This window comes from Sphingobacterium faecale (genome assembly GCF_016746095.1).
Lineage (GTDB): Bacteria > Bacteroidota > Bacteroidia > Sphingobacteriales > Sphingobacteriaceae > Sphingobacterium > Sphingobacterium faecale.
On record NZ_JAERTY010000006.1, the window covers coordinates 42,817 to 57,236 of the forward strand.

Sequence of the window (14,420 nt, forward strand, 5' to 3'; positions counted from 1 at the left end):
ATGAAGTACGATATATATAGCTATGTGATAGCTACTGTTATCTTATGTAGTAGCTGTTACAAAGACAAGAATAATTATAATGTAGAAGCTATCAACGAGGCCAAGATAACCATGGAGGCAGATAGTTTTAGCGTTATGCAACTATCCGAATTAATTTTAAGCCCCGAGGTAAAATCTTCGTTGCACGAAAGCGATAGCTATACCTACGAATGGAAAATATTTGGCGAAAAAGCAAAAATGAGCACAACGGATGCTGCTGCCTATAGCGAGGTTTTGGCCAATACCAAAGATCTGAAAGAAACCATTACTACGCCACCAGGCAAGTATACGCTACTTTATACGGTGACTAATAGGACCAATGGTGTCAAAAGCTTTAAAGATATCAAGCTGACGGTTAATTCGGGATTTTACCAAGGATTGGTTGTTGGCTATGAAAAAGAGAACCGTGCCGAATTAGGATTTATCCGGGCTGATAATGAGGTACGTTATGAGCTGATTCATACCTTAAACGAAAAAAGTGAATTAAATGGAAAGCTACAATCTGTCAATACCTTGATTGTAGGCTTGCTGAAGCAAATGGCTGTAACTACTTCTACAAATACTTATTTGATCGATGTGGATGATTTTAGCGTATTGAAGGATAAAAACTCCCTTTTTAATACTGCTCCAGAAGATTTTATGAACAGCTATTTAGGAGGTAATAAGCTGTATTATAACTACGATGCGCCATCGGATGTATACTATATCAACCATGGGAAAGTTTATGCCGATATGGGGCCTGATTTTGGAGGAAGTATGGCTGGTATGTATTCACAGGCTTTTTATTATGCTGGGGGTGCCTATAATTTGTTTCCATTCCTTTTCAACGGTGATAATGGTGCTGATATTTATTTTTATGATAATCTCAATGGAAAATTTCTAAAGACTGGTTTTAACCAACGTAGTCTTAGTGATGTTTCTTTTGTTAAAGATGTAGACAAATTCGACCCTACAAAGGTTAAAAAAACAGCAATATCTGCTATGTTGGGGTATGATAATAAGGTGTACTATATCATGCAGGACGGGAATGCTTATTATATCTATACAATGCTTCAGTATAAAGGTAACATAGCAAGTGAGGCCAAATTAGTGAATCTAGCAAAAGTGCCTGAGTTTGCACAAGCTCGTATTTTTGATGCGCGAAGTGATCAGCAAGATATATACTATGTAGTCCAGAATAAACTGTATCTGTACAATCTGGCTAGCAATGCCGCGCGTGTGGTGCTCACACTTGGGGACGGAGAGGATATTGCAGGTATTCATGTGTATCGATCCAATATGTGGCAGAACAGTACTGATACAAATTTTAATAAACGGATCTATATTGCGACCAACAAGGGCGATCAGGGTAAAGTATACCAATATGGTATTTTAGCCGACGGCAGTTTGTCTAGTAATGCCGAAAAAGAATTCAATGGTTTTGGGAAAATTGTGAGTATTACATACCGAAATCCTAATGAAAAATAACCCAATTACAATGCATTTATATAAAAAAGCCATTTTAGCTATCGTCTTATCAGCGGTACTAGGAGGCACGGCTCAGGCGCAATTGGCGAATCGGTCAAACCTGACTTTCAAAGATATTCAGGATCGCGTCAATGGTCTGTTGGCGAGCAAGGATCCATTGGCAAAAGATTCTATTAAATGGGAAGCTTCCCATTTAATAGAATCCAAGAACGAAGAGTATATCAAACACGGTAAATCTGTTTTTAGTTTTCTGGGAGATAACAAGTCCGTGGAGCTTGCTCATCACAATCTATTAAAGAAGTTTCCTAAGAGTACTTATGCTGCAGGTAGCCGTCTAGATGATATATTGAAAGATTATACTGACGAATCCAGTTTAGATAAAGACATCAATACCTGGAAGAAGCAGTATAAGGTGGCATTACAGACAGAATCGTTTGCGGATGCAAGCTATGCTAAGATTAGCAATAAATTAGCCGATAATGATGCAATTATTGGTGCTAGAAAATATGCCGCTCTGATCGTTAAAGACAGCCCAAAAGCAAACTTTGAGTTTAAGCTGTCGCAACAGGCACTTGAGCAAGGCGATATCTCCCAAAGTGGACAGCTCCTTGATGAGCTTATTTCGAAGTATCCCAATGTGTTTCAGGAGAACAAATACCTTGCACAGCAGGTATATACGCTGCAGGCACAGCTCTTTAGCAAGCAGCAGAAATGGGCAGAGGCCCTAAGCCTCATCGAAGAGCATAAGCTTTCTCTGGAGGATATCAAATTTCAGGCGCTCATGCAGACCGGTCGTAACTTTGATGCTTTCCTGCTGCTCGATACCCGATATGCTAAAACAGCACTTACGCCAATCCAAGAGCGTGAAGGGCCTACACTTTTCGAGAATCTAGGAAGTAATGCCGCACAATGGGAAGCTTACAAGGCTCGTATCGACCAGAAAAAAACCAAAGAGAATGAGGCTTATTGGAAAAATTCGATGATCAATGAGAACTCTTTTGACTTTGAGCTAATGGATATGGATGGGAAGATCGTAAAATCGTCTGACTATAAGGGCAAAACTCTCATTCTTGATTTTTGGGCGACCTGGTGCGGACCGTGTGTCAATTCATTTCCTGGCATGCAAGCAGCAGTAGACAAGTATAAAGATGATTCAGAGGTCGTATTCCTGTTCATTAATACTTGGGAGCGCAGCGAAGACTACAAAGAAAAAGTGAAGGCCTTTATCCAAGAAAAAGGATACCGTTTTCATGTGGTCTTTGATAAGATGGAAGGAGCAGGAGCATTGGTTGAACAGTACGGTATTACAGGCATTCCTACGAAGATTATTATTGATAAGAATGGCAAGGTCCGGTTCAAGTCATCTGGCAGCTCATCTGTTGAAAAGGAGATTGTAGATGAAATCAGCTATAAGGTCGATCTAATTAAATAATAACCTCTCATATAGGATTATAGCGAATAGCCGTTTGGATCATCGTTTCCAAACGGCTATTTTGTTATAGTTTACTGTTAGGATAACCTAGATAAAATGGCCTATCCTAATGATTTACGAACCTAAGGAGGAAAGAAAAATTACTACAGAGAGATTACGATATCACCGTCAAGCGTCTACAGAACGTCTTTTTTTGTGTTTTTCATCTTTTCTAGACCACGGGCTCAATTAACAGGAAGAGTACTTTTGGAGCAATGCTGTATCATAATCATAGTTTTTGGGGCAAATACTAAAACGTTATTGTTTTCCAAAAAGCTTATTGACATCCTTCTCGCTCAATCTAACGCTTAGCATCTTTTGATAAGGAGCGCTTTTGTAAGCATGTCCTATTCTTAATACGCGCCCCCCTATCAACTTGTCATAGTGCAGAAATAGGTAAGAGTCCCCCATATCTATTTTAACGGGGAGATCCACTTTCTCCGTAAAGCCATCTATGATGACCGTATAGAGATAATCAAAATCCTGCTGGGTCTGTATGACAATTTCACCAAAGGACATTTCCTCCTTTTCTTCACCATAGCTGCGGTAATAGATTTTTTTCTGTCCATTTTTTAGCTCGAGACTTCCGATCTCGTAGACGGTATTCTTTCCGGATCGGTATATTTCTCTTTCGACTTCTTCTATTATACGTAGCTGTCCATAAGCCGCTTGCATAGTGCCAGCAGCTAGTAGCAAGAATAGTATGAAATAATTTGACTTCATGATCGTGTTTTTTTCAATTTAATAATTAGCTATGAGAATGCAGTATGTTATTTATCTCTTTTTTCATGCTTCCATTCTCTAAGGGCTTATTTCGGAAAGTAGGATTAAGGTTCTCTATCAATCAGATAGGAAATCACAAGGTAGATGCTTATGTTGTGATCTCGAATAAATGCGAGGGATTTTGTGATGTAATTTTCGACGGTGCGTTTGGAAATCTGTAACTCCTCGGCAATTTCATCATTGCTCTTGTGTTCGAAGCGGCTCATCGTAAATACCTTTCGACACTGGGGCGGTAACTGTGCTACCAGTGCTTCGATCTGTTCCATTATTTCTTTTGCTTCCAGATATTTTTGAGGAGTGATCGAGTTGATATCCTGTAGAAAGTTACTGAGATGGATAAGGTACTTTTCTTTTACTTTTTCGGATCTATAGTGGTTGAGTATCTGGTATTTAGTGCTGTTGAAAAGATAGCCATATACTGATGATTCGATACAGTCTAATTTATTCCAAAAATCAATAAACACTTCTTGTAGAATATCCTCGCTACGTTTTTTGTCACCTGTTTTGGTGTATATATAATACAGCAGTTTTTCTGAATAAGCATCATATGCTTGTTCAAATGCTTTGACCGTATCCCGGCGAAGCGTCAAAAGCAAATCCTGTTCCTTCATCTCTCCACAATTGTTCACCACTGTATCATCTACAAAATAAATTTATTTGTATGTGTGTGTTCTTGGTCTGTTAAGTTACTATATAGCAAAGTTACTGATAACAGGCACATTTGAAAATGGAAAAAGATTATTTCGATAAGCTTATTGAACAATATAGTAAAAACGAGCTCGGCAAGGAGAAGAGAAAAATAATGGACGATTGGTTTGAAGGAATCCAGCATCCATCGGGAGGAGAATTGTGGACGGATGAAGAAAGGAAGAATATCAAAGCGATGATCCTATCGGAGGTAAAGCCAGTGAAAACGTTTGTGCCTCTATGGAAGAAAGTGGCGGTAGCGGCATCAGTACTGCTTGTCGGCACAGCTGTACTATGGATATATCAGCAGAAGAATATGGAGATAGATTCTGTGTCACCGCTCGTAACAACCGATACGATCAAACCGGGAGAGGATAAAGGTATTCTGTATCACGCTAGCCAAGAACAGGTGCAGTTGAATAACCTTAGAAAAGATAGTGTATATGTGTTTGGTGGAATTGCGATAGAGCGGATCGCGGATAATGAGGTTAGAGTAATGCCCGGTGCCGACGGCGGGACCGAAATACAACATATACACGCACCTAGAGGGGGCAACTTTATCGTGCAGCTGGAAGATGGATCAAGACTGACGCTCAATGCTAACTCCAGTATCTCTTTTCCTTCTTCGTTTGACGGGAGGTTGCGCGAGGTTAGTACGTCGGGTGAAGTTTTCTTTGAGGTCGAGAAAGATCGGTACAAACGTCCTTTTATCGTTAATGCGGGAAGCAGTACCATCAAGGTACTGGGGACTAAATTTAACGTCAACTTTAAAGAAGGCGAGTTCTTGAGGACGGCGCTGTTTGAAGGCAGTGTGCAGGTATCGAATAAAGGCTTTGAGGTTCGATTGGCACCTGGAGAAGAGCTGTGTGTGGATGCCAAAGGAAAATATACGGTACGCGAATTTGAGAGTGAACGTGTGGGAGCTTGGAAAGAAGGATATTTCGCTTTGGATAACAAGAATATCGAGGAGATCATGGAGGAAGTAGCCGACTGGTACAATGTTGAAGTAAGCTATGCCGATGTAAATCTAGATATCCGATATCAGGGTAGTATATCGAAATTTTCAGACATACATACAGTTTTGGAAATATTAGCACTCGCTAAAGGAAATACATTTGAAATCAAAGGAAGGAGGATTATGGTAAAGTAGTCCGTGATTAATACCAATTCAGAAAAACTTATTTTTTATAACTAACCTATAATTATTAAATAATGAAGTACCTATTGGGAATTTGTTTGGCGATACTGACCAATATAAGTTGGGCGGTGTCATTACAGCGAATTCATATTGAAAAAAAACAACCGACACTACAGGAGTGTCTAAATGAAATAAAGAAGCAAACAGGGTATTCTTTTGTACATCTAGAGCATACTTTTGATCAAAAAGCTATTGTCTATGAAGACCTGAAGAACACTTCATTAAACGAGGCGTTGGATAAGATTTTTGCAGGCAAAGAGGTGAGTTACGTCGTCCGAGAGAAGACGATCGTGTTGTCGCAGACCAAAAATTTGCAGAAGCAAAGACCTTATGAAATCATCGTGCGCAATGGTGAAGGAAAGGCTGTCACGGGAGCTACCATTGCCTCTTCGGCGACAGGAAAAGCTTTTGGACAGACCAATAGCTCTGGAGTATATAAGGGGATGATTTCTACAGAACTTAAAACAATCCTTATAAAACATGTTAATTATGAAGATCTGATAGTTTCATTGGGTGAGCATATTACAGTGCAAGTTACCCTTAGGGAAAGAGAAAATGCTATTGATGAGACGGTTATTACAGGGATCTATGTTCGGGACAAAGAAAGTTTTACGGGATCATCTTCCACATTTACCGCCAAAGAACTGAAGATGATTGGCAATACGAATGTGCTACAAGCGTTGAAGACGTTAGATCCCTCTTTTGCCATTACAGAAAATAATCTCGCAGGGTCTGATCCCAATGTATTGCCCGATATCAATATCCGCGGCAAGACGAGTGTAATCGGTCTGCAGCAACAGTATACGGCCGATCCGAACCAACCGCTATTTATTCTAGATGGATTCGAGTCCAGCCTTGCAGCAATCTTTGATTTGAGTATGGACCGCGTTGCGTCGATTACCTTACTCAAAGATGCGTCGGCGACTGCTATCTATGGTGCTAAAGCAGCAAATGGTGTTGTAGTGGTGGAAACTGTCAAGCCCCAAGCAGGGCAATTGAGACTCTCCTACAACAACAGTTTGAATTTCAGCTTTGCCGATCTGACGGATTACAATTTGATGAATTCGGCAGAAAAATTACAGTTTGAAAAGCTATCTGGATTGTACGGCTCGCTAGATCAGTCTGGTAATATTCTTAATGAGACAAGCGCGGAGGTATATAATAAGCGATTGGCAGAGGTGCGCAGAGGTGTGGATTCTTATTGGATGAATGAGCCTTTACGCAAGACACTGTCGGATAGGCATAATATTTTTGCCGAGGGGGGTGACGAACGTATCCGTTATGGGGTTGGGTTTAATTATGGAAATACGCGAGGTGTTATGAAAGGCTCCGATAGAAACCTTATAGGTGGAAATGTACGGTTGACTTATCGTCTCCATAATTTTTCTTTTAGCAACTACTTTACAGTAGATCATAATAAAGCAGATAACAATGTAGTTCCGTTCTCTAGATTTTCGGAAACCAATCCCTATTACCGAAAGTATGACGAACTTGGAGCTATCAAGCGTGTACTTGAGCCTGCTACTGGTGGTAATAAGCAGATTCTAAATCCAATGTATGACTACTATCTGAAGAGTTTCAATACTGCAAGCAATCTTGATCTCCGCAATAATTTTGAAGCTGACTGGCGGGTATTGAACGAGCTGCGTTTGCGTGGGAGGTTCTCGTTTGCTAGGACGAGTAGTGATTCAAAGCTATTCAATTCTCCATTATCCAGTGAGTTTGAAGAAGCTTCTGCAGATACTAAAGGACGTTTTAATGAGACAAATGGCAAAGGCAACAATTTTGATCTCGATTTTAGTGCTACATATGGAAAATCTTTTGGAGCCTCCCAAGAGCATATCTTAAATACGGTGCTTGGCATGCGGGCCAACAAAAATAAAATTGAGAATAATGGCTATACAGTGGTCGGATACAAAGATGAAGACTTATGGGCACCCAACTTTTCAAATGGTTATCTAGAAGGGAGCAAACCGGCCTTCTCTTTTACAGACAAGCGGTCGCTCAGCTACTATATAAATGCAGGCTATTCTTACAAAAACACCTATTTACTGGATGCTAATTTCAGATACGACGGATCTTCTATATTCGGTGTGGACAATAAGTTTACCAATACATGGTCATTGGGATTGGCGTGGAATGCGCACAATGAGGCTTTTTTTGCTGGTATCCGTGACCATATCTCCTTGTTGAAGTTGAGAGGATCAATGGGGAATCCGGGAAACCAAAACTTTGATGCCTATATGATGCATAATATGTATACGTATAATCTGGTTTACTCTAACCCGTTTGGATTAAGTGCATTGATCGGTAAATATGGAAATCCAGGTTTGCAGTGGCAGAAGACCTTAGACAGAAATTTTGGTCTTGATTTGGAGTCTATGCATAGAAAATTGCGTGTAAATATTGATTATTTCTATAAAACTACGGATCCGCTACTCATCTATGTGCAGATACCTACCTCAACGGGCACCGGAAGTATGGCAATGAATATCGGAGCTCAAAAAACCACGGGTCTGACGGCCTTGGTCAATTACCAATTGATGAGAAAGGCAGATTTTATGTGGTCGGCCAATCTCAATGCACGCCGCCTCAATTCATCATACTATGACATCGGTAATACACTAGGTCAGCTAAACAATGAGAACACGAGCAAAAATCTACAGCGTTATTATGATGGAGGCAGTACGACAGCATTATGGGCGGTAAAGTCGTTGGGTATAGATCCAGGCACAGGGCGAGAGATGTTTGAGAAAAAAGACGGTACACAGAGCTTTGCGCACGATTACAAAGACGAACAGGAAATGGGGAATACCACACCTACATGGGAGGGAGTGGTCGGATCGAGCTTTTTCTACAAAGGCTTTAGTGCCTCGCTTAATTTCCGATATCGTGTGGGGGGGCAGATTTTCCTGAATACGCTTTATAACAAGGTGGAAAACATCAGCGTCGAAGGCTTGCAACGTAATCAGGATAAACGAGCATTGTATGATCGTTGGCAAAAGCCTGGAGATAAGACCCAATTTAAGTCTATTTCTTTAACAGAAAGCACGCCTATCTCCTCGAGGTTTATTGCTAATGAAAATACCTTTTCATGCGAGTCAGTTTCTTTAGGGTACGAAACTGATGCTGCATGGACCAAGAGGTTGGGTATACATGGTTTTAATACTAGGGTTTACATGAATGAAATATTCCGGATTTCTACTGTCAAGAACGAGAGAGGTATTGATTATCCATTTGCACGTTCGATTTCATTGTCTATAGGGGCGCGGTTTTAAAAATGATTATTATGAAGTTTAAAAATATATTATTGTACGGAACTGTTTCCTTGGTTTTGGGTTTTTCAGGATGTTCTAATTTTCTGGATGTCAAGCCTCTGGATAATATCATGGAAGATCAGCTTTTCAATTCGGTCAAGGGGTTTAATACAGCGATAAATGGTGTTTATATCGAATTGAATACACCAAATGTATACGGAGAAAACCTTTCTGTCGGATTGGTTGATGTTATGGCTCAATATTATAATGTGACTAGCGCCGGGGAGCATAATTTTCGCTATTATAATACCTATGATTATGGTAATTCTAGCTACAAAGCCAAAACTGAAGCTATTTGGCAAAAATCCTTTAGTCTGATATCAAACCTTAATGCGGTGGTAGAGCAGTCCGAAAAGCAAAAAAGTATGCTGGGGGATACTTATTATGGTATATATCGAGGAGAAGCTCTAGCTATGCGTGCTTTTTTGCATTTCGATCTCTTGCGTCTCTTTGGATCCACTTATAAAGAAGATCTTCACACAGCAGTAATGCCCTATGTGACCAATACTGACCGGAAGGTACAGCCTCTGGCGACTAATCAGGAAATGGTAGACTACATCTTGGGCGATTTATTGGCGGCAAAGACATTGCTCGAAAAAGTAGATCCTATTCTGACTCAGGGTGTCCTTAATGTAGATGGAGTGGATAATAATTATCTGACCTATAGACAATATAGGATGAACTATTTTGCTGTCTGTGGTTTATTAGCTAGGGTATATTTGTGGAGAGGAGACCGGATCAATGCACATAAATATGCGCTCGAAGTGATTGATTTGGGCCAGAAGTCAGGCAGCGAAATCTTTCCTTTTGTAATCCCTGCTGCTATATTCAACCGACCAGGGTATCCGGATCGCGTTTTTTCTACAGAGGTTTTATTTGCCTTGTATAACGATGGACGGACAAATGTCTACAACAAGCTGTTTAATTATACACTGAATTCCTCTACGATTTTAACGTTTACAGGAGCTCTATCTAGCCCGACAGGGCGTGTCAAGCAGCTGTATCCTGATGAAAATGATTATCGCTATAAAGAGCATTGGAAAGAGGAGACGGTGTCGAATACCAAAGTGTTGTATTTTTCGAAGTTTGCCAATGTCACCGATAATAATGGTGTTTCTAATTCCTACAGATATATGATGCCTTTGATGCGTATTTCGGAAATGTATCTGATTGCCTCAGAAACAGCATTAACACTCACTGAGGGTACGAAATACTATAACAAAATTCAGGTGAATAGGGGGCTTCCGGAAGTTAGCTTTGCTGGTGTTGAAGAGCTGTCGGCTGCATTGCAGAACGAATATCTCAGAGAGTTTATCGGCGAAGGGCAGTCGTACTTCTATTTTAAGAGACTGCAACGTAGTGCTATACCTAGTCCTGTTCGACCTGGGATTGATGTCGTAAAGATGGATAAGGTACATTATATGATGCCTCTTCCAGATAGTGAAACTAGCCAAAGAAATTAACAATTATGAAAAAGTTATTATTTAGACTATTGGGCCTGGTTGTAGTATTGTGTTCTGTGGCCTGCCAAAAAGATTTATTGACTTATGCCGGTAAAGAAGGGGTTTATTTTGGTGTACAATGGGGACCTGCACACGGAGATTCTACGGTATGGGCCTATCAACAGTATACCCCTATCGAATTCGTTAAAATGCAACATGTGATGACGACTACCATTACACTTCGTGTTATGGTGACAGGAGAGGCTAAAAACTATGATAGAAGTTTTGGCCTTGTGGTCAATGCGGATAGTAGTGATGTGATCGAGGGGGTAGATTTTGAGAAACTCCAGGCTAGTTATTTTATTCCTGCGGGCAAATCCTATATAGATGTACCGCTGACATTCAAACGGACGCCTGCGCTTCAGACTTCGACCAAGGTGCTTGGTGTCAATTTAGTGCCGTCGGCAGATCTGGATCTCTCTGTACCGACATGGTATCCTATCAAGCCGCATTGGTCTACATCAGGCAATCCAATATTTGATGCCACTTATCATCGTCTCGAACTGTCGGATTTTCCATCCCGGCCTGACACATGGATGGGGCTAGCCAATAATGGGGTTGAAGCAGGTTATCTTGGATTGTTTACGACCAAGAAATTCAACCTTATATGCGATTTGATGGATTTGTCGTATCAAGATTTTGAATCTACTGAGACCATGCCCAGTATACGGGTTGGCGTGATTAATCAGGCTATGCGCACCTATCTGGTCAGGGAGCATGATGCGGGTAGACCTGTGTTGGAAGATGATGGTCGGTTGATGTGGGTGATGAGCGTTCCTTGGACTTCTGTGGTAGGGGTTCCTTATAAACCTTAAAAATTACGAGATAAAATGAAAAAACTAAGCAGTTTGTTTTATATCCTATTAGTTCTGTTACTACTTGCAGGATGTAGTAAGGATCTGGGAAATTATGATTATGAAAATATTAACGAGGTCACTATATCGGGGATAGCTACTAGCTACACGTCAATATATGAAGACGTGTTGAAGATAGAGCCTGAGCTTAATATTACGAAGCCAGGAGAGGCGAGTGATAGATACACCTATGAATGGAAATTGGTAAAAAGCATGCCGTTCTCCGATGCAGATTGGGCTGGCGTGATTGTAGGGCGTACACGTGTATTGAATTACGTCGTTACGGCTTATCCCGGCAGTTATATACTGTACTGCAAAGTGACCGACACGGATACCGGTGTCACCTGGAGCACTCGTGCTTCGTTGACTGTAACGACACAGACTGCTACAGGGTTTTTACTGATCGGCGAGGATAGTGAAGGCTATGCCGAGGTAGAAATGATCACTATGCGGCCTGGAGCAGATACAGTGATCCTTAAGGGATTGATACAGGACAAAGGTCTGCCCAAATTCAAAGGAGCTGTTAATATATTTCATACAGGTGGCACTAGTCGACCAACAGAAGCAAAATTATGGCTAGCTGGTGCAGAGGCTGGCTATTACGTCAATACATCTACATTTGAGTCTTCAGAGCGCAATGTGTTTAAAAGACTGATGTTCTCGAGTTATAATTTGCCCTCTACTATTTTTCCTGTAGACTATGCTCCGAAAGCAGCTGCAGTAAACGGGTCAGTTACAGGATCTCAACGCGTTATACTGACCAATACGGGCGACCTGTTTACGGCTGGTATCATTTCAGGTGATATCTATGGTAATCCAGTGAACAGACTGTCTGTTGTGGATGGAGATCCTTTAATTAAGCTTGCGCCTTATATCATGCACGGCGGTACCAGTGGGCTTTCGGGGTATGTAGTTTTCGATAAGGACACTAACCGATTCCTGCGTACCTCCTCATCGAGTGCCACTAATCTTACGGTTATGGCCGATGGAGCACAGGACCCTTTTCCGTGGAACCAACCGCAAGGGCGGCGACTGATCTATGCTGAGAATACTAAAAATACGGATGGGGGTGCCTCGACAGGAAACGTTTTTGCCCTGATGAAAGATACACAAGGAAGCCACTATATCTATAAATTTTCGGCATATGGTACACCGAGCAAAAAGAACGGATATACCATTCCAGATCGTTTCAATACTACCATAGCTCAATCGAGTCTGTTTGCTTTTGCGAGTACACGTACTGCAATGTATTTTGCTGTGGGCAGTGTCTTGTATGCGTATGATTACAACCCCGGCAATGAGCGGATTGTTCTTATAAAAGATTTTGGAGAGGAGATTACCATGCTTCATGCGGATATTCAGGCCAGTACTACCAGTTTAGACCTGTATGTGGCCACGTACAGTCCGCAGGCACAAGGGACGATCCGTAAGATGGTACTCCAAAATAATACCAATACAATCGAGTTGAAAGAGGATCAAGAGGCCGTTTGGTCGGGTTTATCGAAGATCAAGACGATGAGCTGGAGAAATACTACACACTAAATTTAAAAAACAATGAACAAACTACTATTTTGGATATATATTATCTGTTGCCCCCTATTGACGGTAGCGCAGCAGCAACCGCTTCAGGTTCTTACTTCTTATCAGGATGCGCTGACGGCGGCCAGGAAGAGCAACAAATTGATCTTTATCGATTTTTATACAACCTGGTGCGGTCCCTGTAAGACGATGGACAAGGAGGTGTTTACTGATGGTGCGGTCAGCACTTATATGAATAAAAATTTTTTGACAGTCAAAATCGATGCCGAGAAAGGAGAGGGCATAGCGCTGGCAAAGCAGTACAAAGTAAGAGCTTATCCGACTTTTGTCGTTTTGGATGGGCAGGAAGTCGAGAGATTCCGATTCTCCGGTGCTCAGCCGGCACAAGAATTTTTAGAGACTTTAGCGAAAAACCTGGATCCAGCCCGTCAGCCTGCTGCGCTGGCACAACGTTACGAAAAGGGAGAGCGCACACCTGCACTGATCAATGATTATGTACTTGAAATTATGAGGAGCGGTGACGAGAAAAAGGGCTTTGAAATCGTTAATGATTATTTCGGAAAATTGAGTGCCGATGAAAAAACGGATCCGGTCAATCTGTTTTTATACCAACGTTATGCTTTGGATATCAATGATGTCAAAGCGAAGTATTTGATAGCCCACAAAGAGGCGTTTGCCAAGCGGATCGGAGCGGAGCAGGCCAATGCATTGGTGTATCGTTTTGTTCGTTCGGCTCTTATTCCCTATGCCAACGGATACTATGTGAAAGAGAATAAATACGATGAGGCGACTTATCTATCGTTAAAGAAAACACTGGCCGAAGTCACATTGCCCGATAGCTTAGGAATAGGAGCACTGCTAAAGATAGCAGATGCTCAGGTCACCGCTCAGCCATCGGTAATAATGGATGCCTATGCGTCTGAATTTCCTAAGATTACTAAGAGCGATCGCTTTCTGATGATGCTGCGGATGGGCGCTTTTAAAGATGATCGAGTGCTGGCAGACCGAGCGAAGGCACTGATTACAGCTTATATATCAGAGTCTGAAGGCAATTCGGTAGACATGTTGAAACGTATACTGTTCGAACTGGAAGAAAAAGGTCCATCGATCAATTTTCAACAGCTTAGTTATCAAGAAGCTTTAAGTAAAGCTAAAAGTGAAGGTAAGTTGGTTTTTATCGATTGCTTTACCGATTGGTGTGGCCCCTGTAAATGGTTAGATGAAAACACATTTAGAGATCCTGGCACTGTCAAATACTTTGACGCCAACTTTATTAATTTAAAAATCGACATGGAGAAGGGAGAAGGCATAGCGTTATTAAAAAAATTTGGGGTGACTTCTTTTCCAACGATGCTTTTTATCAATGGAGAAGGTACTATCCTGCACAAGGTGACTGGCGCACTACCTGCAGAAAAGCTGATGAAAGAAACGACAGCTCTTCAGTAGACGAGGACTCTTGATCTTTTGGATTGTTTAATTGCCCCTACAGCAGATGTAGGGGCAATTCTTGTATCTATCGGATGATTATATTTCGTTTCCTGTAAATTTACAGATCGTCAAGAT

General features: G+C 41.3%; 10 protein-coding genes. 8 read left to right on the forward strand and 2 right to left on the reverse strand.

Going from position 1 to position 14,420, the window contains the following annotated elements:
- Together JKG61_RS11965 and JKG61_RS11970 are read left to right on the forward strand one after the other, a co-directional pair.
- Positions 1-1,506: a PKD-like family lipoprotein gene (locus tag JKG61_RS11965; protein ID WP_202103226.1), complete on the forward strand. Its 1,506-nt coding sequence runs from the start codon at positions 1-3 to the stop codon at positions 1,504-1,506.
- A gap of 10 nt (positions 1,507-1,516) precedes the next feature.
- Positions 1,517-2,938, forward strand: coding sequence for a TlpA disulfide reductase family protein (locus JKG61_RS11970; RefSeq protein ID WP_202103227.1), 1,422 nt, complete (start codon positions 1,517-1,519; stop codon positions 2,936-2,938).
- Positions 2,939-3,235: 297 nt separating this feature from the next.
- Here the strand turns inward: JKG61_RS11970 and JKG61_RS11975 are convergent, their stop codons facing one another.
- A complete protein-coding gene (locus JKG61_RS11975; protein ID WP_202103228.1) occupies positions 3,236-3,700 on the reverse strand; it encodes a hypothetical protein in 465 nt (154 codons plus the stop codon).
- Between the two features lie 104 nt (positions 3,701-3,804).
- Positions 3,805-4,371: an RNA polymerase sigma-70 factor gene (locus JKG61_RS11980; protein WP_202103229.1), complete on the reverse strand. Its 567-nt coding sequence runs from the start codon at positions 4,369-4,371 to the stop codon at positions 3,805-3,807.
- Positions 4,372-4,487: 116 nt separating this feature from the next.
- Here JKG61_RS11980 and JKG61_RS11985 point away from each other — a divergent pair, with 116 nt between their 5' ends.
- From JKG61_RS11985 to JKG61_RS12010, 6 genes are all read left to right on the forward strand, one after another.
- Positions 4,488-5,597 (forward strand): FecR family protein, encoded by a 1,110-nt coding sequence (locus JKG61_RS11985; RefSeq protein WP_202103230.1) that lies wholly within the window; start codon positions 4,488-4,490, stop codon positions 5,595-5,597.
- A 62-nt stretch (positions 5,598-5,659) separates the two neighbouring features.
- Positions 5,660-8,923 (forward strand): SusC/RagA family TonB-linked outer membrane protein, encoded by a 3,264-nt coding sequence (locus JKG61_RS11990; RefSeq protein WP_202103231.1) that lies wholly within the window; start codon positions 5,660-5,662, stop codon positions 8,921-8,923.
- Between the two features lie 11 nt (positions 8,924-8,934).
- Positions 8,935-10,425, forward strand: a complete 1,491-nt coding sequence (locus JKG61_RS11995) for a RagB/SusD family nutrient uptake outer membrane protein (RefSeq protein WP_202103232.1) — start codon at positions 8,935-8,937, stop codon at positions 10,423-10,425.
- 5 nt (positions 10,426-10,430) lie between these two features.
- Positions 10,431-11,279, forward strand: a complete 849-nt coding sequence (locus JKG61_RS12000; protein ID WP_202103233.1) for a DUF4843 domain-containing protein — start codon at positions 10,431-10,433, stop codon at positions 11,277-11,279.
- 15 nt (positions 11,280-11,294) lie between these two features.
- Positions 11,295-12,860 carry a PKD-like family lipoprotein gene (locus tag JKG61_RS12005; protein WP_202103234.1) on the forward strand — a complete coding sequence of 522 codons (1,566 nt, stop codon included), beginning with the start codon at positions 11,295-11,297 and terminating at the stop codon, positions 12,858-12,860.
- 12 nt (positions 12,861-12,872) lie between these two features.
- Complete coding sequence (locus JKG61_RS12010; protein ID WP_202103235.1) at positions 12,873-14,303, forward strand: thioredoxin fold domain-containing protein; 1,431 nt, start codon at positions 12,873-12,875, stop codon at positions 14,301-14,303.
- Positions 14,304-14,420: the final 117 nt, after the last annotated feature.